This is a genomic window from Ralstonia sp. NFACC01 (assembly GCF_900115545.1).
GTDB classification, from domain to species: domain Bacteria; phylum Pseudomonadota; class Gammaproteobacteria; order Burkholderiales; family Burkholderiaceae; genus Ralstonia; species Ralstonia mojiangensis.
This window is the reverse complement of sequence record NZ_FOWV01000002.1, coordinates 607,749-632,093: the sequence shown is the minus strand read 5'-3', so window position 1 is coordinate 632,093 and position 24,345 is coordinate 607,749. Positions and strand designations below refer to the sequence as shown.

Here is a 24,345-nt window from a genome sequence, read left to right as displayed (position 1 = left end):
TAGTATACCTAGTGAATTCTCGAGGGAACTTGCGTCACAGTCCTGCCACCTTCCATCACGGCGCACGTCGCCAAGCTTTGAGGACGTTCATGGACAAACTCCGCCACATCGCGCTTTCGGTTGAAGATCCGGAAGCCGCTGCCCAGTTTTTTGAAAAGGCCTTCGGTATGCGCCGCGCAGGCAATGCCATGCGCGGCATTTACATGACGGACGGCACCATGAACGTCGCGCTGCTCAACTTCAAGGACGAGACCGTGCCTGGCTACGCCGGCCTGAAAGACGTGCGCGGCGTGATCCACTTCGGCATGTGGGTCGACAGCGTGGAAGACACTGCCGCGCGCGTCGTCGCCGCAGGCGGCACCTACCTGACGGGCCGCCACGAAAAAGACCCGAACGTGTTCTACGAGGTGAAGTACCGCATGCCGGACGGCACAGTCTTCGACATCACGGAAAACGGCTGGAAAGGCGCGGTGAAGGAAGTGGCGCCCTCGCAGTCATGAGCGCCCTGGCACAGCCCGCGGTGCTTGCGTTGATTGCATTGCCGGAATCGACAGTCGATGCGCTGCGCAGCCAGTACGCGCTGCACTACTGCCCAGACGGTATGCCACCCAATGTTCCATGTGCTGAGACGATCCGGGCCGTTGTCACCAATGGCTCGACGGGGTTGTCTGATGTTCAGATGGCGCAGTTGCTTGCGTTGGAAATCGTCTGCGCGTTCGGCGCGGGCTACGAGAACGTTGATGTGGAGGCCGCGGCGCGGCGTGGCATCGTCGTGACGCATGCGCCCGGCACCAATGCAGAAACGGTTGCTGATCACGCCTTCGGCATGTTGCTGGCGTTGGCGCGCGGTTATGCACCGCTCACCGCAGCCGTGCAGCAAGGGCGGTGGCAGCAGTCGCGCCAGGCTCGGCCAACGTTGGCGGGAGCCTCGCTCGGCATTGTCGGCATGGGTCGTATCGGGCGGTTGATTGCAGCGCGCGCGCACGGCTTTGCGATGAAGGTGGGCTATCACGGCCGCCGCGCGCAAGCCGACGCGCCGGGCCGCTATTACGCCAGCCCCGCCGCTTTGGCCGCCGCGAGCGATTTCCTGGTCATCGCTTGCAATGGTGGGCCCGAGACACGGCATCTGATCAATCGCTCGGTCCTGCAGGCGCTCGGCAGCTCGGGCTATGTCGTCAACGTATCGCGCGGCTCAGTGCTCGACACGCGGGCGCTGCTCGATGCGTTGGATGCGGGTGAGATTGCCGGCGCAGGGCTCGACGTCATCGAGAACGAGCCCGAGGTGCCAGCCGAGTTGTTCCGCCATCGCAATGTCCTGATCACGCCGCACATGGCTGGACGCTCGCCTGCTTCCTGGCTGGCACAGCGGGATGCGCTGCTCGCCAGCCTGTCGCAGCATTTCGCGCGTAAGCGCGTGCAACTGGCTGTGCCCACCGCCTGACCCCGCGGCGCGGCCAGCACAAGTTGCGCCGCGCCGTCCTGCCCACTCCCAACTTCTGGGGGATCTTCATGCACGTTCGCTCGTTGCCGGCGCTGGCGCTTTGCGTGGCTGGCTTGTCGGTGTCGCACTGCGCCTGGGCGCAGACCTCTGTCACGCTGTACGGCCTGGTTGGGCTCGACATGGCGAGTTCCAAACGAAGCGGTGGCCCACCCGCAACGCTCCTGCAGCAAGCACCCGGCCTGACCGCACCTTATTGGGGCGTCAAGACCACCGAAGACCTGGGCGGCGGCACCCGCGCCATCGCCGTGTTGGAGAGTTTCTTCCAACCCGACACCGGCGGTATGGGCCGCACGTCGGCCGACCCGTTCTGGGGCCGCAACAGCTACGTCGGTCTGGAAGGCAGATTCGGCAAGCTGACCTTCGGGCGGCACACCAATCTGATGTATCTCGGTGAGCAAACCCTCAACCCGTTCCAGGCGTCGATCCTGTTCTCGCCGCTGGTGATGCGGACGTTCGTCGCCTCATATGGCGGTGCCATCGCAGGAGACACGGTCTGGAACGACGGCATACAGTACAGCAGCCCCAACCTGAATGGCCTCAAGGCCACGGCCGTGTATGCATTGGGCGGAAAACCCGGCGCGCCGGGCGTCTACAACACTGCTGCGTCGCTGCACTACACGTCGGCGGCGTTCACCGCCGTCGCGACCGTGCAACGCAACCGGATCGTTGCAGGAGCCGCCGCCCCAAGCCAGGACGCCTACCTGGCCGGTGCCACTTACGACTTCACCTGGTTGAAGTTGTACGGCGCCGTCCAGGGCACGCGCACAAACGCCACGGACATCGGATCGCATACCTATGAGGTCGGTGCTTCCGTGCCATTGACCGCGCAGTTGTCGCTGTTGGGCGAATGGGCAAACACACGCCGCACGGCGCCGCGCGGCGTAGCCACCACGCGCAATACCGCGGCAGCGGGGCTCGACTACGCCTTCTCCAAGCGCACCGATGTCTATGCAGTCAGCGTCTACGACCGGCAAAGCGGCAGCGCAACGGCCATGACCTACGCCATCGGCATGCGGCATCTGTTCTGACGCGCATCGGCTATCCGGGTCTACCCGCTATAACCAAATCAGCGTTTTGTATAAAAAAATAAAGCTCTAAATCCAAATGATTCTCTACGTATAATTTTTTCCGTCTGTGTATACACGAAAGCATCGACACAGACAGGAAGGGCTTTAGAGCCGGCTACGCAAGCGACGAGCAGACAAAACGATCTGCCGCTGCACAAGCCGCCCTCCCTGCAGCAACCACACAAAAAACTCGGAGACCCAATGAAAAGGAAACTACTCGCCGCCGGCGCCATGCTGCTGTGCGTAAGCAGCGCTGCGCAAGCAGACTCGCGCGTCTGGCTGTCCGGCTACGTCGATCTGAACATCTCGCACCTGATTTCTTCGGGCAACGGCACCACCACGCGCATGTCGAGTGGAGGCTTGAACAACTCGCGCTTCAACATCAGCGGGGTTGAGGATCTGGGGGATGGCAACCGGGCCGTGTTCACAATCGAGCCGATGTTCTCGGCCGATGACGGCAAGCAGGCGACGCAGTTTCGCCAATCCTTTGTGGGTCTGAAGAGCGACAAACTGGGCGAGATCACGCTTGGCCGCCAGTTCACGCCGTCGTACTGGATTGCCGGCTATGCCGACCCGAGCTGGGCGGCTGATTTCAGCATGGTCAACAACATGGAGTTCTTCTACGCGTCGTACCGCGTAGACAACGCCATCCAGTACAAGACACCGAGCTTCTTCGGTTTTACCGGCCGCGCGATGTACGCCACGGGCCTGGAAGACACCACGCGTGCAGGGCGCTTCCTGAGCACGAGCCTGGAGTACCGCAGCGGCCCCCTGTTCCTGGGTGCGGTGAGCGAGCTGCAGTACACGCGCGACATCTTCAACAGCAGCCGCATCAACTCGTCGCGCGACAACTATTTCTCTGCCGTCTACAAGATCGGCGGCTTCGAGCCCACGGCCATCTTCCACACGTACAACGGCTATTACGCCTACCCGCCGTACGTTGCGTTCAACTCGCGCGGGTGGGACGCGCAGCTCGGCGCGCGCTGGAACATCGACGGCCGCAGCCGCGTCTATGCAAGCGCCGTCTACCGCCACGACGACAACAACACGAAAGTCTCCAACGCCGTGGGCTTCGTAGCGGGCTACATCTATGGGCTATCCAAGCGGACCGACCTGTACGCAACCGTCGCGCACATCAAGCTGAAGAACAACGTGTCGGTCCCGTATCCGGTGACGTGGCAGGCCTACCCGAACGCCGGCCAGAGCCCGACCGGCTTCCAGATCGGCATCCGCCACGCATTCTGATCCGTCTTCATTCCAAGGAGAAACCCCCATGCTTCGATCGCGACATCCGCGTCTGAAAACAGCCCTGACACAGGGCGCGACGCTCGCGTTCATTCTGGCCACGGCATCATCGCAAGTGATGGCATCCGGCCCCACACCTACGGCTGAGTCAGCCCCCAGCCAGGCACCGGTAGCAGCACCTTCGGGCACACCCGGCATGCCCAACGTGAAAGACCCATACCTGGCCGGCTGGCTGCGCCTGACGCCTGACCGCAAGCCGGCCCCGCTCAAGGCGGGTGTGGATTACGGCATGGACCCGGCCACCGGTAAGTTCATCTGGCCGAAGGCCACGCCGGAAGTACATGAAGGCAAGCGCTTCCCCGGCGAGATGACCTCGTGGGACAAGAAGAGCTACGCAAAGAACGTCAAGGTGCTGGCGTTCTATCCGGGTGTCGGCTCGCCCTTTCATGCGTGGAACAACATCCTCGACTTTCAGGGCAAGCGTTACCTGTACATCCACGACCGCGACTACTTGCGCATCATGGACGTGACCGATCCGGCCAACGGCAAGGTCGTATTTTCCAAGGGCGGCGTGTGGGGTCCGAAGGGTTCGAGCGAGAAGTACGATCCGAACACAGTGCAGGACTATCTGGGCGGCGCCACCATCGCGTGGAGCAAGAAGCTCGGCAAGCCGGTGCTCGTCGCTTCGTTCGAGATCGGCCGCTATGGCCTCATGACCGAAAAGATCGACCAGCCTGACAAGGTGGCCGCACAGCGCAGCTACAACTCGCTCAAGGGCTTCAAGGTCTTCGAGATGGACGGGCCGCTGCCGGACCAATGGAAGCTGATCGCAACCCGCACGACCGACTACCAGCATCCCAACGCGCCGATCGGCCAGCAGCAGGGCTCCGGTTCGCTGGACGCGCCTGAATACTATGGCGGCAAATACATGATCCTGTCGTCCGCGCCGGACGACAGCTATGCGCTGACGGAGTATCCGAACTATCTGTACTCGCCGGGCTACCAGGTGTGGGACATGTCGGACCCGGCCGATCCGAAGTTCGTCTCGCAAATTGCGGTGCCGGGCCAGATCCTGGGCAACCCTGAGCACGAACAGGCGTATCTGATGAATCCGCGCGCGGGCAACCGCACGTCATGGATGGGTTCACGCAACCCGATCTTCCTGCCCAAGCCACTGGAAGCGGGCGGCAAGATCGGCTTTGGCGCGATGGGCGGCCTCGGGTTGTATTCGTTCGATCTGTCCGACCCGGCCAATCCGAAGATGCTCAGCAACGTGAACACACCGCCAAGCTTTGCCGGCACAGAGTACGACAATGCCGACGTGAGCCAGTACGCGCGCACGGGCTACGTGTTCACCAATGGCTATCCGATGAACCGCGATTGCTATGAACCGTACAAGGACATCTTCGTGGTCGATGCGCGCGACCCGAAGCATCTGAAGATCGCGACCAAACTGCCCGAGCCCGAGATTCCGCCGGGTGCGCCATTCACGAGCTTCTGCCAGCGCGGCGGCAACTACGGCCCGAAGCGTGCCAATGCCATCGGCCAGCCTGGCGGCTGGAAACAAGGCATCGTTCCGTACTCGTTCTACAACGCGGGCGTGCAGATCTACGACGTGAAAGACCCGGCACATCCGTCCATCGCGGGCTACTTCATCCCCGCGCTGGCGGATGAGACGCAACTGCCTTCGTACACCTTGGGCAAGGGTGTGTTCGCGATCTACACCGAGTACGACCGCAACATCATCTGGGCCTTTACGGAGGATGGTGCCTACGCCCTGTCGACGCCGCTGCTGGGCGAGCCTGTGATGGGCGCACCTGCCAAGCCCTGGCCGCATCGCTAGTCAGCCTTTCGCACCGGGCGCCCGCCTGCACAGGTTTGCAGCGGGCGCCAGCACCAGAACAAGCAGAATCCATGACATTGAAGAAATCGGCAGTGCTCTCCATGTTTGCGGCGTTGTCCGGCATGCTGGTTGTGCCCGGGCATGCCGCGCCTTCTTCCAGCGAAGAGACGTGCCGTGCGTGCCACACGATGGACACGGCCAAGATCGGGCCGCCCTTCGGCTCGATTGCCGAGCGCTACAAGGACGATCCTGACGCGGTTGCCAAACTGAAGAACAGCATGCTGGAAGGCAGCAGCGGCAAATGGGGCGCCGGCACCATGCCGCCGAACGCGATCACGCCGGAAGAGGCCGACCGGTTCGCGCGTTGGATCATGCAGCTCAAGCCGGTTGCCGCCAGGTAGTGGGTAGCTAGACCTTCCCAGCGCGAAAACACCCGGCCTCGTGGTCATCGACCATGCCGGTCGCCTGCATGAAGGCGTAGCAGATGGTCGGGCCGACAAACTTGAAACCGCGCTTGACCAGCGCCTTGCTCATCGCCTTCGACGCATCGGTCGCGGCGGGTGCATCGCGGTAGCTGTCCCATCGGTTGACGATGGTCTTGCCACCGACAAACGACCACAGGAACGCATCGAGCGAACCCATTTCTTCCTGAAGCTCCAGCACTTTCCGCGCGTTGATGACGGCGCCTTCCACCTTGGCGCGATTGCGCACGATGCCCGGATCAGCGAGCAGCTTTTCAATGCGTGCCGGCGTGAAGCGCGCCACGCGTGCCGCATCAAACCCCTCGAACACTTCCTGATAGCGCGCACGCTTGCGCAGGATGGTCTGCCACGACAAACCGGCCTGCGCCCCCTCCAGGATCAGCATCTCGTAGAGGTGACGATCATCGTGCGAGGGCACGCCCCACTCGGTGTCGTGATACGCGATCATCTGCGGGTCTTCGCCCGCCCAGCAGCAGCGCGCCATATGTTGCCTCCTAGATCCAGCCCGATTTGCGCAGCTTGCGATACAGCCACACGCAAGCGGTGGCCGTGCACGCGAGCACGATGGGATACCCCGCCGGATGCTCCAGCTCCGGCATGCCCTTGAAGTTCATGCCGTAGTTGCTGAACACCACGGTCGGAATTGCCAGAATAGCGCCCCAACCCGCCAGCCGCTTCACGATGTCGTTCTGCGTGACCGACACCAGCGCCACGTTCACCGAGATGGCCGTGGTCAGCATTTCACGAATCACGTCGAGTGCGCCCACCGCGCGGTGCGCATGGTCGGCAATATCCCGGAAATACGCGCGCAGCTCTTTGGGCACCACGTCTTCATGCAGGCGCACGAGCTGGCCGGCGATGTCTTCCACTGGCAGCGCAGCGTTGCGCAGCCGCAGAAGCTGGCGCTTGAGCGTATAGAGCCGCTCGATGGCCGCGCGATCGAACGTGTCGCCAAAGATCTGGCTTTCGATCTGCTCGAACTCTTCCTGCAGGCGCTCCAGCACGGGCTGATAGTTGTCGACCACAAAGTCCATCACCGCGTACAACGCAAACGGTGCGCCCTTGGCCAGCAGTTGCGGCGTGCGCTCGCAGCGCTCGCGCACCGGCGAATACGACGCCGACGGCCCGTGCCGCACAGAGACGAGAAAATCCCTGCCGACAAACAGGTGCGTCTCACCAAAGACGACGTTGCCGTTTTCCATTTGCGCGGTGTTCAGCACGATGAAGAGCACGTCGCCGTACAGTTCGAGCTTGGGGCGCTGGTGCGCATTGCGCGCATCTTCAATGGCGAGATCGTGCAGGCCGAACTCCTCCTGCACGCGGTCGAGCATGGCGTTGTCCGGCTCATGCAAACCCAGCCAGACGAACGAGCCCGGCGTGTGCAGTACGTCGCTGATGGCTTCGACGGACAGGTCACGCTCGCGCTTGCCGTTACGGTACAGCGCGCTGTTGATCACCATGGACATGGTTGTCTCCGGAACGCATTCAGCGCGCATTAGCGGTCTGCGGGCTGATCTGCTGTCTTGGTATCGGATGCGGTAGAGGCCTGGGCGGCCAGCGCCGGCACTTCGGCCAGGCGTGTTTCGATCTGCGCCAGCGCTTCGGACAGCGCGTGGACGAGATCATCGGGCAATCCGTCGAGCGTGGCATTGATGAAGGCGATGCGGCGCGGCATGCATTCAAGCACGACGGCCAGGCCAGCATCTGACAGCGACACGTTAGTCAGGCGGTTGTCACGCGCATCGGTTGCGCGTTCGATCCAGCCGAGCTGCTCCAGCACCTTGAGTTGGCGGGTGAGCGCGCCAGGGTCCATCTGCAGGCGCTCGGCGAGCTGCTTCTGGGCCATGCCGCCTCCGGTGTTGTCATGCAGCGCCAGCAGGATGCGCCAGCGCGGCATCGGCTGGCCGACATGCGCCTCGAAGGCGGCCATGAACGCACGATACGTGCGGCCGAACTGGTGCATGACGGCGAAGCGTTCGCGTTCAGAGGTCATCGATCAGGGCTGAGATTGCTGGGGAACCGCGCATCCTAACCGCTCCGGCTTGTTCTCGCCTATCCGGCGCCTATTTCGTATGTTGTACAGGCTCGACATGGTGCAGCACCACGGGCGGCACCCGGCGCACATACCAAAGGCCGATCAACGCCACCACCGTCGCCACGATCAGACCGATATGGATGGCACTGACCAGCACATGGCGCGCGGCTTCGAGCAGAGCCGTACCGTCGTGGCCGGCAACATGCAACTGCGAGAGCAAGGCGGCTTGCGAGTCATGATCGATGAGAATTTCGGGATCGGCAAGCTGCCGCAGCCATTGCATCGCGTTATCAGCGCTTAGCGCATTGGCAACGCCCGCGGCATAGCGCTCGCTCACCAGGGTGCCGACCAGCGCCGTGCCCACCATGCCACCGACCATGCGCAGCGATTGCAGCAACGCGGTGGCAATGCCCAGGTGCGCGCGGCCGGCCGTCTGCTGCGCAAACACGGTCAGATTGGGCAGCACGAAACCGAGCCCGAGCCCTGCCAGCAGCATCAGCAACGTCAGCACCGCGTGCGGCATGCCCTTGGACGACACCGACATGCCTGCCACCGCCACGGTCAGCAGCGCAAAGCCGGCATACAGCATGGCATTGGGCTTGGGAATGCGCGTGACGATGCGCCCGTTGATGATGCTGCCCAGCGTGATGCACACCACCAGCGGCGTAATCACCAGGCCGGCTTCCTGAGGCGACATGCCAAACCCGCCCTGGAACAGCAGCGGTGCGTAGAACAGCACCGCAAACATCGAGAAGCCCGACAGCAACGCCAACATGAACAGCGCGGCCAGCGCCGGATTGCGCAGCATGTCGAACGGCAATAGCGGCTGCTCTGCACGCTGCTCCCACCACCACAGCGCCACAAATGCCGCGGCCGACAGCACCAGCCAACCAAGCAGCGGCAGCGACAGGCCATGCCGCGGCAGCCATTCCACGAACAACTGCAGCGCGCCAAGCGCCACCGTGATCAGCACCGCACCCTGCCAGTCCAGCCGGATACGCCCGGTATGCGCGTTCTGGCGCAGATGCGGCAGAAAGCGCCAGGCAAACCACAGCCCCAGCACACCGAACGGAATGTTCACGTAAAACACCGACCGCCAACCGAACGCCTGCGTCATCCAGCCGCCCAGCGTCGGGCCGATGGCGTTGGCAATACCAAACGACGCGCTCAGCATTACCTGCCAGCGCAAACGTACACGCGCATCGGGAAAGAGATCGGGAATGCACGCGTAAGCCGTGCCGACCAGCATGCCGCCACCAATGCCCTGCAGCGCCCGCGACCACACCAAGAACGTCATGCTGCCCGCCACACCGCACATGACCGACGCCAACGTGAACACCACGATGGAGGCAATCACAAACGGCTTGCGTCCGTAGAAATCTCCCAGGCGGCCAAAAATCGGCACCGTCACCACTGACGTCAGCAAATACGACGTTGCCACCCAGGCGTACAGCTCAAAGCCTTTGAGTTCCGCCACCACCGTCGGCAGCGCCGTGCCGACCACGGTTTGGTCGAAGGCGACCAGAACAACGACAAAGCAGATGCCGATCATCGCCAAGAGCGATTCCTTGAACGGCAGAACCTGAGTATGGGAGTGCGGGAGCGCAGTGTGGACGGCCATGGCGGAGGGCGGGAATACAAATGATACATCAACGATTGATGTGTCAACGATATTGTAGCGGGGTCCGGGATGGCTTGCTGAGAGCGCCACGGAAAAGTCGCCACTGGAACGCGTAGTCCGCGGTATGGAGGTAGCCGGTCTCGCGCACTTTTCTACGAGTTTTCCGAATAGGCGTGCTTGGCAAGCGCGGCAATCATGGGCGAGTGCTCGTAGTCTGCCCAGGAGAACCGTATGCTCAGAGCCATCGACGGCGGTGGTGGCGTCCCGACGCCGCCCCAGCCCATCCAACCGCCGCCACCCCCCAGTGCGCGCGATGTGTCCGATGCCGAGACGGCCCTGAAGAATGCGCTCCAGGGCAAGGCACCCGACGATACGGCGGCGCTGAAGGCTGCCATTGAGAAAATTCAGCAGACGCAGCCCTCAGTCAGCAGAGATGCGCTTGCGCGGGCCGCCATCCTGTTGCAGGCCGCGCACAACGGCCCGGCACGGGCCACGCCGCAACCCAAGGTCGACTCGCTCAAGCAGGCCGCCAGCCAGGTCGGCCTCACGCACGTGTTCGACAACACGACGCTGGACAGCGCCACGCAGTCGCTGTCCGACAAACCGCTGGCAACCGACCAGGCCCCGCCCACGCAAGCCGTGACGCTGCAAGACGCACGGGCCGCCATTCAAGCGGGGCTGGACGGCGGCATGACAGAGGCCGAAGCCGTCAACGCGGCGCGTGCCCAGCTTGGCGGCAGCGAACAAAACGAGACGGTCCTGAGCGAAGCCGCCCTGACCATCGCAGCCGAAAAGGCCGTGGCAGACGGCAAGGTCCCGGCCGATGCCGACCCCATCCAGAATGCTGCCAAGCAGGACGTCTGGCTCGGCATTTTCTCCAAACCCACCATCGACAACGTGGTGAAGGCGCTGCACGTCGAGCTCAAGCCAGCCGCCAACCTGGACGACACCGTCAAGGCCACCCAGACCGCCTTCGAGACCTGGCAGAAAGATAAGGCCGCCAATGCCGACGCGGCCACGCTGGCGCGCGACAAGCAGGCCTATCACACCGCCCTTTCCGATGAACTGAACGCCGCTGCCGGCCAGCCCGACAGCCAGTGGCGTGCCGATCCACTCCAGACCGATCGGCGCCTGCTTGCCGAGCGCCTGGTCGCGCAACGCAACAGCGCCGCAAGTGGCACGCAAGGAGCCCCTGCCGCCGCCAGCGTGCTGAACGACCTGCACGCCGCTGAGATCGTCGACGCCGCGCTGGCCGCGCGCGCGTCGGTCGGCGCCGACGGCAACCTCAAAGCAGCGCAGGCGCTCACCCAGCAGTTGCGCGGCGTGGCCAACACCGACCCGCTCTACGCGAGCGTGATGGACGACGCACGCACGCAAGACATCCAGTCTGGCGCGCTGCAGGACATCACCCAAGCCAGCGGCAAGAACCCGCACGACACGCTGGTGGCAGAAGGCAACGCCCTATCGCGCTACAAGGACACGGTGCTGTACAAGGACCTTGTCAACTCGGTGCTGAACGCCGGCATCACGCACGACAACATTACAAAGGTGGGCACGCCAGGTGAGCTGCGCGACATCGCGGCGCTGCTCGAAGACGTGCAGCGTGCCTCGCCTGAACTGGCGCAGGCGCTCTACACCCAAAACCTGCAAGGCAAGATCGACAGCAAGATCAAAGCGGGCGACCCCGAGGTCTACGCGCCCTCCATGCAAACGCTGGACAAGCGCGACGATTACTACGGCCCCATCAGCCGCATCGTCAACGCGCTGGGCGGCCCGAAGAGCGACGGCGCAGCCCATGTCATGGGCAGCCTGCGGTCCTTCCTCTACAACGCGCAGGCCGACCAGGACCGCTACAAGGAAAACGGCTACACACCGCCCAGCACACCGTTCGACACGCTGGGCCTGGCCAAGGCCAACAATGCATCGATGGCGCCGTACCAGACCATCATCGATGAAGACCCGAACGGCGCGCTGTCGAAAACGCTGCAGAAGCACACCGGCCTGAAGCCATCGCCGCCCACGGTGCCAGTCGGGCCGGACGATGCGGCTCACCTGTCCAAGGCCCAGGCGGCGTTGGACAAGGCGCTGGGCGGCGGCACAGCCGATGCGGCCGGTCTGCAGAAGGCGCTCGATGCCGCTCGCAACGACAAGGCAAACGCCGACATCAGCAACCAGACGTGGGCCCAGGCCGCGGTACTGGCACGTGCCCAGGCGGTGACCGTTGCACGGCAACAGGACAACACCGGCGACAAGACAGGGGACAAGGCCGGGCAGCCCCAAACCCCCAGCGACCCCATCGACCAGGCCACCAAGGACGTCGACGGAGACCAGCTTTTTACCGAACAGGACCTGCAGGACGGCGTGAACGCCCTGCGCACGGGCAACGTGGCGGCAACGCCGGATGCCAAAACGCCCGACACGCAGCGCGACGGCGCCCAGCCCGACACCACCGCCCATCTGGGCCAACTGGTGGCCAGCGGCATGACGATGCCCGAGGCCATTGCCGCCACGCGAGCCTGGCTCGGCGGCAACGAACAGAACGAAGCGATGCTGACGCAATCCGCACTGACGGTGGCTGCGCAGCAACATCTGGAGGACTACTACCAAGACCCGACAAAGGACCCCGTCGATGCCGGGGCCCAGGACCTGGCCAACCTGAAGGTGCTCGACCCGGACGTGCTGCGCGTGACGGCCGGCATCATGAAGCAGGACATTCAGCCCGACCAGAAGGCACTGGACGGCGCGGTTACGCAGGCCCGCACCGACTACGCGGCATGGCAGGACGCCAAGGCCAAATCTGACAAAGCGCCCGACAACGCAGACCTCAAAGCCGCTGCCGCGCGCGCCCTGCAGTCGTATCACAACGACCTCGACCAGGCACTGAACGTAGCCGCCGGCCACAAACCCGAAGATGGCGATTGGCAGCTCAACCCCGACAACGTCGATACTCTGTGGAAAGCGCAGAACGCCGTCACCATGGCCGGCATCGCGCCCGAGATGGAGGCGGCGCGCGGCACCGGCAAGGACTCGCCCGAGTTCAAGCAACTGCTGACGAGCTTCCAGCAATGGCAGACGGGGCTGGGCGCGCAACAGGTACTGCACATCGCCGCGCATGCCCTGCAAACCAACGGTGGCCCGGGCAAGGGCGACGCGGCGGCGGCCAAACGGCTCACGGGCCTGCTCGCCGGCATGCAGTCCGGTGACCCGCTGTTCGACCAGGTCATGGGGGACGCGAGCATCTCGGGCTTGCAGCAGCGCGCGCTGCAATCCATCCTCGACCATGCGCCCATGATGTGCACCGCCGCCAACGACGGCAAGGATTCACCCCAGGGCCGGCTCAGCGCCATGGGCACGTCGCTGGATGTCTACAAGGGCACGATCTTCTACGCGCAACTGCTGGACGACACGATCCAGGCGCCGCAAACGCAGTCGCTGTTTCAGCAGAGCGGCGCCCAGGTATTCGGCAAGGACAAGAAAGACCAGGCCAACGCCGCGGCCGATCAGATGAACGGCGTCGCGCCAGACCTAGCCGCTGCGCTGTACCACAGCCAGTTCCAAGGCAAGCTGGACGTGACTGACCTGAAAGCCATGTCGCGCATTTACGCGGCCGCGGGCGGCGCACGCAACCAGGACATGACCGACCTGCGCAAGCAGATCGAGGGCCTGATGCTCAAGCCCCTCGACAACGGCGGGCTGGGCACAGAATCGGTGGATTCGCGGCTGAACACCACGTACTTTGTTGGCGGCGATGGCATGGCCGTGGTCACCGGACAGGATTTCGGACTGAAGGATGTGAAGGACGACAACGTCCCGATGCAGCTCACGCAGGACATCATCGGCGACAACATCGGCGACGACGTCAGCAAGGAGATCCGGCGCGAGACCGGCTTCAAAGATTCCCCCAAGCCGCCGACGCCGGCCAACGCCGAGCCGAACGCGAGCCCACCGCTGAAGAACGACCTGCACTGGGCGCCCGACACCGCAGGCGTGAGCTCGGGCACCACCGCTGGTGTCACGGCCAGCGGCAACACCGTCGGGCTGCCTTGGCAAGACGGCATGCACACCGTCACCAGCCAGGCCCAGGTGTACAACGCCGTCGGTCAGGCATATGGGCTGGACCCGACATACACGGCACGCTCACTGGACGAGCAGCAAGCCATGGCCGACGGCCAGTTTGCGGAATACAGCGGCAACGAAGTCGTCTACGACCACAAGGGCCACAAGACCACACTGGCACAGGTGGCCAGCCAGCTCATGCACGGCGAAGGCGTGAACACGCCCAGCGGCGCCACGCCCGTGGCACTCACCTCGCTGTCGATGCAATGGTGGGACAACCGCGAGGGCAAGGGCGACGCCAAGCGCCTGGCCATCATGGAGGGCATCGGCACCGACGGGCGCTATATCGACGTGGGCCCGGCCGATACCACCGTGCGCAACGGCTATGGCGACTGGCAATCGCACAGCGGGCTGGATCGCGGCCTGCTGATCGCCCAGCCGCACTGGGTGGTCGACGCCAACGGCAATCTGATGACCGACGACGGTTACTGGAAGACCTACAAGCCCGACGACCACTGGTACAACTGGGAACACCTGAAGACCGATCTGGAGATCGGCCTGACGGTGGCGGCAGGCATCATCACCACCGTCGTGCAACCGGAGACCGCTGCGCTGTGGGCCGTGGTGCTGTCGAACTTGGCCGATGCGTACTTTGCGGTGACGGCCGTGGCAGGGGCGGCACACTCGATCAATGCGCTCTCCACCGCCAAGGGTCGTGAAGACCCGTGGAACTGGGTGGGCCTGGGTGCCAACGTGCTGGGCGGTGCGGCCGGCGTAGGCGGGCTCGTGAATCGCACGGCCGTGGCCGCAGCGCGCGTGGGCGCCTACAACGCCGACTTCATGGAGGCGATCAACGCTGTGCGCATCACGCGCGGCGCCAGCGCGGAAGATGCCGCGCGCATCAGCCTGCTCAATGACAATCGCTGGGCCTTGCGCCCGTTCCAGAACAACCTCACCAACGCCGTGCTCAGCCACGCGCTGTATGGGTCGCCCGCGGCAACCGCCAACGCGGCGCAACGGCTGAATGCCGTGTTCGGCGTCACGCGCAACCCGGGCGTCGTCGCAGACCTCACGCAGGGCACGCTACGCTTGCAGCGGCTGAATGAGGCCATCCCGCTACTCAACCGGGCGGACGTGCTCGCCAGGTTGCCCGCACGCCTGCGTCGGCTGGCCGGGCTGCGGTTCCTGGGCGGCGGCGCCCTCGCCTATCGACTGATGGGTACCGGCGCGCTCAACACCAACCTCGCGGCGATGCTGCACCAGGGGCAGTCGCTGGCGACATCCAACGGCCAGGCCACGGGCGAAGACTGGGTGCAGTTCTTCACCTCGGCGGGGCTCATGGGTGCCGGCATGGGCGTGGCGCGCCAGCATGGCGCATCGCAGCGGCAGGCCTACGAGGCGGCGGCGGCCAACCTGGCTGCTTCCGGCATGCGCATGCCGGGCGTGGCGCCCGACCCGGGCAGCACGCCGGTACAACGCGTGGTGCCCGAGCTTGGGCCGCGTGGCGCCGAATCGGCACTCGAATCGCAGCAGGCGCTGCTTGCCAGGGTGCAGACAGACGGTGCACAGGGTGCGTTGAACAATAACCAGGTGTACCGCCTGTACTCCCGCACGGGCGGCGTCACCGGCCCGGAAGACACCATGCCGGGCGAATTCTATTTTCCCCGCCTGATCGCACTGGCAGAGCAGCGTCCCGAAGGGGCCTACACCGTGTCGCAAGCCGACGGCGCCTTCGTTGACAGCACGATGCCGACGGAAGGCCGCGCGCGCACCACGTTCTATCACTTCATGCGCGAAGACGGCCGGGTCGACCCGGACGCCGTCACCGAGCGCGTCTATGTCAATGCAAAGACGCCGCATGTACTCGACGTGCTCGACTTCCTGGTGCGCGGCGTGGTGGACCAGCCCGGGCGCTTCCCCGGCATCTACGCGGCCAAGGCGGCCGGCCCTGACGCCGCCGGCCCGCGCGCCGACAACATCGTCGTGTATGCCACCGACCGCGCGGCCGTGGACCGCGTGGTGGAGGCGTTGCGGCATTACCAACAGCAGCATCCGGACTACTTCCACGACACGGTGCCGTCGATGACCGAGGCGCAGCTGCGCGGCGTGTCCACCGCAGCGGAACCGACCCCTGCGATGGTCGACCGGTTGCTCAGCGCCATCGACAGATTTGCCGCCGGCAACACACAATTTGGCACCTCCGACATCGGCCGCACACCCAGCCCGGAACAGAGCTTTGGCGGCATCCGCGCCTACGCAATCTCCTTGGCCCAGCACGACACCGTGCTGGCCCAGCAGGCCGCGGCGCAATACGGCGTACCGTTCGATTACAGCGCCGCGCTGCAGAAAGCCACCAGCCGGCGCTTTGCCGAAATCGGCATCGACCCCGCCAACCCCGCGCGCAACCTCGGCGGCCCCGTGTCACGCCCGGCCGGCTCGCCCGATTACAGCGGCACCGGCACGCAATACCGCCCCCACGACGGCACATACCAGACCACGCCGGCCGACCGCGTGACGATGTCGTTTGGTGGCGCACCGCTGCCGCCCAGCGCCCACGCATTGATTGGCGCCTCCGACACGCTCACGCGCCAATTGCGCCTGCTGCACGACGCGGGCTGGACGGTGCGCCTCGGACACAGCAACCGCGGCTCTGCGGTGGATACCGAGCGCAAGACCATCACGCTTGACGCCAACGCGCCCGACGCCGGCGCGCTGGTCTACACGCTGAGCCATGAGGCCGACCACGCTGTGAAGGCCGAACTCGATCTGCAGGGCCTGCAACACCACAGCGAGGGCAGCTTCGTGCAGACCTTGCTCGCCGGCGAGGCCAGCGCGCAGGGCAACGCGTTCAACGTCCGCGACGAGGTGCTGGCCGCAACCGGTGTAGACATCGGCGCCCGCGCGCAGATGCCGCAGCCCCTGGAACAGGCCTACGCGCAGTGGGATGCGAACAACCCCGAGGCCTACCTGCGCCTGGCGCAGACCATGGCGAGCATGCGCACGTCCGTCGCGCCAGACCAGACCTACGTGCAGTACTACGCCTCGCACTGGAACGGCGACGCGCCCGGCACACCGCACATGCCAGCGCCGGCGACAGCGTCGGGCGCCCAAAAAGCGGCGCAGGCTGCCGAATGGCTCGATGTGAAAGACTTGCGGACATTGCGGCACGTGCCCGGCGCCGAGGTGCCCAGGCTGAGCGATCTGGCCAACAAGGCGGGCAGCAACACCGTCCTGATCGCGCTCAAGGGCACCAGCCAGCCGGACGGCACGCCCGTCATCATCGCGACCACGCAACTGCGCGACGACGGCACCTTCGCGCCGCCCCAGGCCGTACGTGGCAGCAACGTCCCCAAGATCGTCAAGCGCGCCGTGCGTGGCGACAACTCAGCCATGCACACCGCACGCAAGGGCGTCGACTTCTACATCAGCCCCGTGTCGTACGAGCGGTTGCAGGCCTTTGGCGGCCCATCGCGCATCAATGGCGATGAGGGTTCTCATGTGCTCTCGCCTGCGGCCGACAAGATCGACACCGAGGTGGTCGACCATATCCAGCAGCTTGGTGGGGCCAAGCGCTACAAGAGCGTGCAAGAGGCGACCAGCGCCGCGAAGGACGACAACATCATCTACGTCATCGACAAGAAAGGCGGTGCCCCGAAGGGCCATGCCAAGCGCGGTACCGACGGCACGTGGACATACCACGTGGATGCACCGATGGACGGCGCCACCGTGCCCGAACGCAGCCTCGAAGCCGCCTTTGCCAAGCAGCAGACGCACGGCGCACGCACACTGCGCAGCGCGCCGCGCGGCGTACGGTTCGTGGTCAGCTCGGTGCAGCCCGAGACGGTCAAGGAACTGGGCGGCTTCCTGGAGCCGCGCACGCTATGGAAGCGGGCCGAATACGGCATGCCGGCCTTCAAGCCGGGCGAAATTGCACAGGCGACCACCACACTGAACCGACAGGCCAACGGCGGCTTCCTGCGCGGGCGCGCTGCGCAGCTTCTGCAATGGCGGCAGCGCACGCTGGAGGAGCCCGTCACCACCGGCACACCGCTGGAAGCCTCCGCTCTGGGCTACGCCAACGCGCGCATGTTGCCCGACACCGACGCCCATGCGCTCGACTACAGCGGACCGAACATCGTCCACCTGCGCGACCTGGTGAAGCAAGGCTGGCTCGAAGCCGGCACGCACTACATCTACGTCTACAAGACAGGCGACAACGCGGGCGAGCTGGGCGCCCATACGCCCACCGGCCGGCTGGAGCCTGATGGCAACGCCCTCACGTGGTATGGCGCCTGGAACAAGGCAGCCGCGCAGCAGAACGGCACCCCGGCCAAGGAACTGGCCGTCGGTCACGACAGCTTTGGCGCGGATACCCACTTCCTGCTCACGCGTCTGCCGCCCGATCAATTCGAGGCATGGCAGCGCAGCGGCACCGGCCTGGATATTGGCGTGTACCAGCCGGTGCTCTCCAGCACCACCACGGTGGCGCTGCCGCCCGATGCACCCAAGCTGGGCAACCTCACCCGCCCGCTGGACGAGGTCGAGCTGCTGGCCGGAAAGAAGGACGATCCCTATGCCAGCAATGTCGAATTCAAATCGGTCAAGGACCACGCGCCCGAGGTCGTGATGGCCGATGCGCAGCTCTGGCGCAAGATCAAGCTCAAGCTGCGCGTGGCACGCGACGTGGCCGCCAACACCGTGTCGCGCCGCGTGCCGTTCGCGGGCAAACGCATCGCACAGCGGTACTCGGCAGCAGCCACAGGTGACCGGCACATGGTCAACACGTTCCTGCGTTCGGAATTTCCGCTCCAGGCACGGCTAGCGCCGATGGGCCGGGCATATCGCCTGCGCGACGACCCCGCCAAGGCTCTCGCATTCATCAAAAAAACGGGCGGCGCCATACCGGTGATCTCCCTCGTGGTCGACCCGTATTCGCTGCGCGCCGCTGTCGGCAAGCGCCAGGACCCGAGCTTTGTGCGGGCCGCCAAGCAGATCGATGAGAGCAACGCCACCATCGACCATAGGAATGCGCAGATCAAATCCGGCAAGGGCACCGATACGAAGAAGCTGTTCCTCGACGATCTGCACCAGTCGCATCTCGACAAATGGCTCGACCTGTCGGCGAAGACTGGCGTGGTCATCCGCCTGGAATTTGCGCCGTCGCGGCCACACATCGGCCCCAACGACCACTTCACCGCGCGCACCAATGACGCGTACGACAACCACGTACGGCTGTTCTCGATGCTCGAGAAGTGGGGCGCCACCCACCCCGATGTATCGGCGCCGCACGTCATGGTGAGCTTCCACGGCTGGGATACCGTGCTCGAGCCCGTGCCGGGCGGCGGCAACGCCAAGCTCGTCGAACAGGTGCTGGAGCGCCCCACGCTGCCCTGGGTGCATATGGGCCTGTCGTACGCCACCAATGGCGCCGACGCCATCGCCAACGAACGGCTGAACACCGCCGTGGCCGACATGGTGCTGCGCTTTGAGCAAGACGGCGCGCCCACCCAGGGCCGGCTGCATGGCGACGACGCCCTCACGCGTGTGTTCGAGCGCCCCTCCAAGAGCCAGTACGACGCCCAGAACCAGGTACTGCTGGCCGAGATCGCGCGGCTGGGCAAGCAGAAGTACAACCTGTCGGACAGCGACGTCAACGCGATCATCGACCGCGTTTTCAATGGCAACACGAGCGCGCTCGTCAATCGCGCCCGCGCCACCGAGATCGACTTTGCCAAACCGCTGTGGGAAGCCAAGCGGCGCCTGGGTCCGACAGAAAAACGCGCCAACCAGTTTGCCGACCAATGGAAGACCGAGATGGGCGTAGCTGCGCGCCCCGCGGGCGTCAAGGCGCTGCCGGCATCGGCTCGCAACCCGGCCACGCCCCTGCCTCCCTGGAAGGACATGGTGAAAGCGAAAGCGCTGTCGGTGGACGCATCAGGCGAACTGCAGAGCGCGGGGCGTGTGGAAACCACGCAGACCGCGCAAAAGGGGCTGGCCGCACCCAGACAGGCCTCGGCGGAGCTCAATGCGCTTGGCGTGGCGGGCGCCAAGCCCAAGGGTGGCGCGAGCGTGCGAGAAACGGTGACCGTTGGGGCCTCCGTGGTAGGGGGCATGGGTGCGGTACTGATCGGCATACCGGGCACCGGCGCCACTACGATTTCGCTCGCCAGCAACCCCTCCATGCTGCTGCTGCGGGTCGGCCGCTCGGCGCAGGTGCTGCATCAGGCGACGATGGCGACGATCGAGCGGGCGGACCCACGCGTCTTCAGCGAGGCCACGCAGACGATGGTCGACCGGCTGGTCAAGGCCTTGCCAAACCACAAGGAAAAGACGGAGCCGGACGACCTGGCAAAGATTGAGGACCGCCTGCGCACCTTCGTTGCCGAAGCCAACTGGAGCGTGCACAACATCTACCAGCGCCTGGGCAATCGGGAAATCACGCGCACACAGTCCAGTGAGGCCACGCAAGCCGTGTCGGCCGATCTGGTCAAACAGATCCAGGCCATCTTCAGCGGCACCGGGCTGCAGCAGGTGCACCTGGGCCACCCGCGCACCAAGCTCGGCTATTGGGGCAGGCAGATCGCCATCGGCGGTTACAGTATGGGCCTCGCCTCGTATGCGCATGCGATGTGGGCCAAGGCGTGGACACTGGGGCACGATTCGGCCATTTGGTACGTGCTGCCCACGGGCGGCACAGTAGCGTCGATTGCGTACACCACCGGCGTGCTGCTCGGGCGCGGGCGCAACATCGACATCGAGCAGCGCAGCCGCACGGTGCGCGGGCTCGATATCTCGGCAGATACGCTCGCCGCCACCGGCGGCATGCTGCTGGCCGCCGCGCAGATGGCGGGTGGCGACTACATCAAGGGCGTGCCGATGCTGCTGTCGTCGGGCGCGCTCGGCCTCTCACGCTTCAGCTCGCACTTTCCGAATGCGTCGGAGTTTGTCAGCAAGCACAAGATCGCCATAGCACTGCTGCCGCTGTCGGCGTATGCATTCAACCTGATCAAGCCGCTGTTCATGCAGGACGACAAGAACAAGCGCCCGCCCGGCACATCGGCTGTCACGCCGTCGCCCAGTGCATCACCGAGTGCATCGGCATCGCCTTCGGTGTCACCGTCGCCATCGGTCTCGCCGTCCGCGTCGCTCTCACCGTCAAGCTCGCCTTCGTCGTCGGCCAGCCCGACTGCGCCGTCAACCAGTCAGCCTCCGAGCACACCGGCCACCCCGCAACCCACGCATTCCGAGTACGTGGTGCAGCAGGGCGATACGCTCAACGGCATTGCCGACCGGTATCGCACGCCGCTGTTGCACGAGGCGCACGTCTCCGATGCGCAGCGCCAGTCCATGTCGGATGAGCAGCAGGTCGAGGCAGCCTTGGCGCAGTTGCTGCAGATCAACCCACAGTTCGCACATCGCAATGTCGGACTGATCCACCCGGACGAGCCTATCGTGATCGTGCCGTGAGCCGCGTGGCCGAGTCGGGTTCCCACCGGCCGCGGGGGCGACGCGGCCGCCCTATGCCGTCGAGCCGAGAGCATCGACGGCATGCGCGCCTGCCCGCCGCAATGCTGCGTGGCGCGTTCAGGTGCTGGCCACGAAGCGAGCCACATCGGAAAGCACAGGCCCCAGAAACTGAAGCGGCGAAGCCAGCGCGGCCACAAGCGTTTTATGGTCCAGCCGTGGATAAACCTTGAGCTCCACCGGGTGGCGATACTCCATCAGACGTTCGGCGAGTGACAGCGTATTTCGCCGGACATCCACGTAGGCATCGTGCTCCCCGGTGAGCAGCAATGCAGGAGGCAACCATCCCTGGCTGACGTGGAACAGCGGCTGGCTATCGGCTGTTTCGTTCGGATGGTTGAACACCGGTTTCACATCAGCCGCCTGAATCGGAAGGAAGTTGTAGGGGCCAGCCATGCCGATCCAGCCCGACAGCGTTTCGATGCGCAGACCCTGCGCCGCCAGCCAGCGGCTATCGGTTGCCAACATTGCTGCGTTGTAGGCGCCCGCGCTGTGCCCCGCGACGAACAGGCGCGCGCCGGCATGGCCCTGCCGATCCAGCCACCGCCGCGCGAAAGCCGTGGCGGCTGCGCAGTCCAGCAGGAAGTCTGGGTAGCGCACCTCCGGATACAGCCGGTAGTCGGCAACCATCGCAAGCGCCCCAGCGGCAGCCAACGCTTCACCTACGAATGCATAATCCTTGCGGTCGCCGTCGCGCCACGACCCGCCATAGAAGAACACAACCGCACGAGGCGGCCCTTCCATCGGGCGGACAGGTCGATAAACGTCCAGCCTTTGGCGTGAGTGTGGGCCGTAGGCCAGACCCAGCGCTGGCAAGCTTGCGTCGGACTTGGACACCGCATTCAGGACATCCAGGGCAGAACAGCCGGCAAGGTTCGCCAAGGCGGCTGCCATCCATGCTCGGCGCGTCACACCAGGCATCGACGACCTCCATGCGACACCGAAGCCGAGCGAACACACGGATAGCGGCCAACGCCGCACATGCGTGGTGGGATACGGAACAATTGAAGGCGCATACACGTTCAAGGTGAAGACAATGGGCTCGACCATATACGCGGGCATGCTCGCGCTGGATGCACTGTCCAGCATGGATTCGCAAAGAGACGACCCATCGGGGCTCCGATCGATGTGCCCTGCGCGGCGGTCGACTTCGCTTGCCCCACGGACGTATCCGCGCCATGGCCCTGTGATCCGTACGGAGACATTCTTATTCCGTGCGATATCGACGAAAATGGCGAACGTGCCGGGACGCGCGCCCCCTACGACCGCCCCGGCATCCGACCATTGAACGTGGAGAACGCCATGCGCGACATCATTGACGGTTTCCTGCGCTTTCAGCGCGACATCTATCCGCAACGGGTAGAGCTTTTCAAACAACTTGCGACATCACAGAACCCCAAGGCCCTGTTCGTGACCTGCTCGGACAGCCGCGTCGTTCCGGAGCTGCTCACACAACGTGAACCCGGTGAACTGTTTGTCATCCGCAACGCGGGCAACATCGTGCCGTCGTACGGTCCTGAACCGGGCGGCGTGTCTGCAACGGTTGAATATGCGGTGGCTGTGCTGGGCGTGCAGGACATCGTGATCTGCGGCCACTCCGACTGCGGCGCAATGGGCGCGATCTCCCGTTGCACCTGCCTTGACCATCTGCCCGCCGTGGCCAACTGGCTGCGCCACTCCGACTCCGCCAAGGTCATCAACGCCGCGCATACGTTCGACTCGCCTCGCGCCAAGCTGGACGGCCTGGTTCGCGAAAACGTGATCGCACAGCTGGCTAACCTGCGCACGCACCCGTCGGTAGCACTGGCGCTGGAGCAGGGCCGCATGAATCTGCACGGCTGGGTGTATGACATCGAAACGGGCAGCATCGATGCGCTGGATGGCGCAACGCGCCGCTTTGTGGCGCTGGCTGAATCCCCCACCACGGTAGCGGTCACGTCGCGCAACCTGCGGCAGGCCTGACGAAAATGGCCGGGAGCCTTCGGGCACCGGTCGCTACCCGGCTATGCGCTGCGGGCGCGATGCCCGCCGCTGGAGTCATTCTGCGGGGCGTCGGGTAGCGGGATGTCTCTCGCGCCCCAACAGGCAACCCAATGCCGCTTCAAGATGCGGAAAGCGAAACGGATAGCCGGCCTCCATGGCTCGCCTGGGCTGCAGGTGTTGGCTGCCCAGCAGCAACACTGACATTTCGCCCAGCGCTATCAGCAATGTCCACGCGGGAACAGACAAGAACATCGGCCGGCGCAGCGTAGCCGCCAGCGTGCGGGCAAAGTCCGCATTTCTGACGAGATGCGGCGCACATGCATTGAAGGCGCCCTTGCAATCGGTGCGGTGCAAGAGGAAATCGATCAGGCCCACTACGTCGTCAAGATGGATCCACGGCATCCACTGCTGGCCGCTGCCGAGTCGTCCGCCAAGTCCCATGCTGAACGGCAGACGCAGCCTGGGCAACATGCCGCCATCACTCGCCAGCACGGGCGCCGTGCGCAGCAAGACGACGCGCATGCCCAGCCCTTCCGCACAGCGGGCTTCCTCCTCCCATGCGACGCACAGCTGACTGCCGAAGTCGCGCTCGCCAGGGGGGCTGGCTTCATCCAGCGGCTCCTGCCCTCGGTCTCCGTACCAGCCGGCGGCAGATCCGGAAACAAGCACGCGAGGACGCTGCACGCTGCGGCCCAGCCAATCCACGAGTTCCCGCGTCAGGTCGACCCGGCTGCGCCATAGCACCTTCCGCCGCTGAGCCGTCCATGGGCGATCGGCAATCGGCGCGCCCGCCAGATTGATCACCGCATCAAAGGGCGCCGCAGCATCCAGCTCTCGCAGCGTTGCGACACCGTGCGCACCGGCGCACAGCCGAGATACGCGCTCAGGCGTGCGGCTCCAGACCACCAGATCGTGCCCCTGCGCGTGCCACTGGTGGCAAAGCGCTCGCCCGATCAATCCGGTGCCGCCAGTCAACAAGATGCGCAAG

General features: G+C 64.9%; 14 protein-coding genes. 8 read left to right on the top strand and 6 right to left on the bottom strand.

Translation table 11 applies throughout. The annotated features are described in order from the left end of the window. Positions 1-89 precede the first annotated feature (89 nt). The 6 genes from BM136_RS07525 (at position 90) to BM136_RS07500 (ending at position 6,057) form a co-directional block, all read left to right on the top strand. Positions 90-500, top strand: a complete 411-nt coding sequence (locus tag BM136_RS07525) for a VOC family protein (RefSeq protein WP_092971247.1) — start codon at positions 90-92, stop codon at positions 498-500. After that, positions 497-1,441: a 2-hydroxyacid dehydrogenase gene (locus BM136_RS07520; protein ID WP_254775634.1), complete on the top strand. Its 945-nt coding sequence runs from the start codon at positions 497-499 to the stop codon at positions 1,439-1,441. Before BM136_RS07525 ends, BM136_RS07520 begins: the two co-directional genes overlap by 4 nt. Before the next feature lie 68 nt (positions 1,442-1,509). Beyond that, on the top strand, positions 1,510-2,529 hold the full coding sequence (locus BM136_RS07515) for a porin (RefSeq protein ID WP_092971246.1): 1,020 nt from the start codon (positions 1,510-1,512) through the stop codon (positions 2,527-2,529). 240 nt (positions 2,530-2,769) lie between these two features. Next, positions 2,770-3,813 (top strand): porin, encoded by a 1,044-nt coding sequence (locus tag BM136_RS07510; protein ID WP_092971245.1) that lies wholly within the window; start codon positions 2,770-2,772, stop codon positions 3,811-3,813. A 28-nt stretch (positions 3,814-3,841) separates the two neighbouring features. Continuing rightward, entirely contained in the window at positions 3,842-5,656 is a 1,815-nt protein-coding gene (locus BM136_RS07505; protein ID WP_092971244.1) for an LVIVD repeat-containing protein, read from the top strand. 71 nt (positions 5,657-5,727) lie between these two features. Then, positions 5,728-6,057, top strand: coding sequence for a c-type cytochrome (locus BM136_RS07500; RefSeq protein ID WP_092971243.1), 330 nt, complete (start codon positions 5,728-5,730; stop codon positions 6,055-6,057). Between the two features lie 7 nt (positions 6,058-6,064). Here the strand turns inward: BM136_RS07500 and BM136_RS07495 are convergent, their stop codons facing one another. The 4 genes from BM136_RS07495 to BM136_RS07480 form a co-directional block, all read right to left on the bottom strand. Beyond that, complete coding sequence (locus BM136_RS07495; RefSeq protein ID WP_092971242.1) at positions 6,065-6,622, bottom strand: DNA-3-methyladenine glycosylase I; 558 nt, start codon at positions 6,620-6,622, stop codon at positions 6,065-6,067. Between the two features lie 10 nt (positions 6,623-6,632). Then, a complete protein-coding gene (locus BM136_RS07490) occupies positions 6,633-7,604 on the bottom strand; it encodes a magnesium and cobalt transport protein CorA (RefSeq protein WP_092971241.1) in 972 nt (323 codons plus the stop codon). A 29-nt stretch (positions 7,605-7,633) separates the two neighbouring features. After that, the gene (locus BM136_RS07485) at positions 7,634-8,131 is read right to left on the bottom strand and encodes a MarR family winged helix-turn-helix transcriptional regulator (protein ID WP_092971240.1); all 498 of its coding nucleotides are present in this window, start codon (positions 8,129-8,131) and stop codon (positions 7,634-7,636) included. A gap of 70 nt (positions 8,132-8,201) precedes the next feature. Continuing rightward, positions 8,202-9,794: an MFS transporter gene (locus BM136_RS07480; protein ID WP_092971239.1), complete on the bottom strand. Its 1,593-nt coding sequence runs from the start codon at positions 9,792-9,794 to the stop codon at positions 8,202-8,204. A gap of 231 nt (positions 9,795-10,025) precedes the next feature. Here BM136_RS07480 and BM136_RS07475 point away from each other — a divergent pair, with 231 nt between their 5' ends. Further along, positions 10,026-21,317, top strand: a complete 11,292-nt coding sequence (locus BM136_RS07475) for an LWXIA domain-containing protein (protein ID WP_092971238.1) — start codon at positions 10,026-10,028, stop codon at positions 21,315-21,317. Between the two features lie 117 nt (positions 21,318-21,434). Here BM136_RS07475 and BM136_RS07470 read toward each other — a convergent pair whose 3' ends face one another. Then, positions 21,435-22,295, bottom strand: coding sequence for an alpha/beta hydrolase (locus tag BM136_RS07470; RefSeq protein ID WP_092971366.1), 861 nt, complete (start codon positions 22,293-22,295; stop codon positions 21,435-21,437). Positions 22,296-22,676: 381 nt separating this feature from the next. Between BM136_RS07470 and BM136_RS07465 the strand changes: the two genes are divergently transcribed. Continuing rightward, positions 22,677-23,336: a carbonic anhydrase gene (locus BM136_RS07465; RefSeq protein ID WP_092971237.1), complete on the top strand. Its 660-nt coding sequence runs from the start codon at positions 22,677-22,679 to the stop codon at positions 23,334-23,336. 75 nt (positions 23,337-23,411) lie between these two features. Here BM136_RS07465 and BM136_RS07460 read toward each other — a convergent pair whose 3' ends face one another. Beyond that, positions 23,412-24,344, bottom strand: coding sequence for a TIGR01777 family oxidoreductase (locus BM136_RS07460; RefSeq protein WP_092971236.1), 933 nt, complete (start codon positions 24,342-24,344; stop codon positions 23,412-23,414). Position 24,345 lies beyond the last annotated feature (1 nt).

What these genes read in the sequence shown, in the direction of transcription:
- BM136_RS07525 (WP_092971247.1), top strand. Translation starts at nt 90, where the DNA reads ATGGACAAACTCCGCCACATCGCGCTTTCGGTTGAAGATCCGGAAGCC.
- BM136_RS07520 (WP_254775634.1), top strand. Translation starts at nt 497, where the DNA reads ATGAGCGCCCTGGCACAGCCCGCGGTGCTTGCGTTGATTGCATTGCCG.
- BM136_RS07515 (WP_092971246.1), top strand. Translation starts at nt 1,510, where the DNA reads ATGCACGTTCGCTCGTTGCCGGCGCTGGCGCTTTGCGTGGCTGGCTTG.
- BM136_RS07510 (WP_092971245.1), top strand. Translation starts at nt 2,770, where the DNA reads ATGAAAAGGAAACTACTCGCCGCCGGCGCCATGCTGCTGTGCGTAAGC.
- BM136_RS07505 (WP_092971244.1), top strand. Translation starts at nt 3,842, where the DNA reads ATGCTTCGATCGCGACATCCGCGTCTGAAAACAGCCCTGACACAGGGC.
- BM136_RS07500 (WP_092971243.1), top strand. Translation starts at nt 5,728, where the DNA reads ATGACATTGAAGAAATCGGCAGTGCTCTCCATGTTTGCGGCGTTGTCC.
- BM136_RS07495 (WP_092971242.1), bottom strand. Translation starts at nt 6,622, where the DNA reads ATGGCGCGCTGCTGCTGGGCGGGCGAAGACCCGCAGATGATCGCGTAT.
- BM136_RS07490 (WP_092971241.1), bottom strand. Translation starts at nt 7,604, where the DNA reads ATGTCCATGGTGATCAACAGCGCGCTGTACCGTAACGGCAAGCGCGAG.
- BM136_RS07485 (WP_092971240.1), bottom strand. Translation starts at nt 8,131, where the DNA reads ATGACCTCTGAACGCGAACGCTTCGCCGTCATGCACCAGTTCGGCCGC.
- BM136_RS07480 (WP_092971239.1), bottom strand. Translation starts at nt 9,794, where the DNA reads ATGGCCGTCCACACTGCGCTCCCGCACTCCCATACTCAGGTTCTGCCG.
- BM136_RS07475 (WP_092971238.1), top strand. Translation starts at nt 10,026, where the DNA reads ATGCTCAGAGCCATCGACGGCGGTGGTGGCGTCCCGACGCCGCCCCAG.
- BM136_RS07470 (WP_092971366.1), bottom strand. Translation starts at nt 22,295, where the DNA reads ATGCCTGGTGTGACGCGCCGAGCATGGATGGCAGCCGCCTTGGCGAAC.
- BM136_RS07465 (WP_092971237.1), top strand. Translation starts at nt 22,677, where the DNA reads ATGCGCGACATCATTGACGGTTTCCTGCGCTTTCAGCGCGACATCTAT.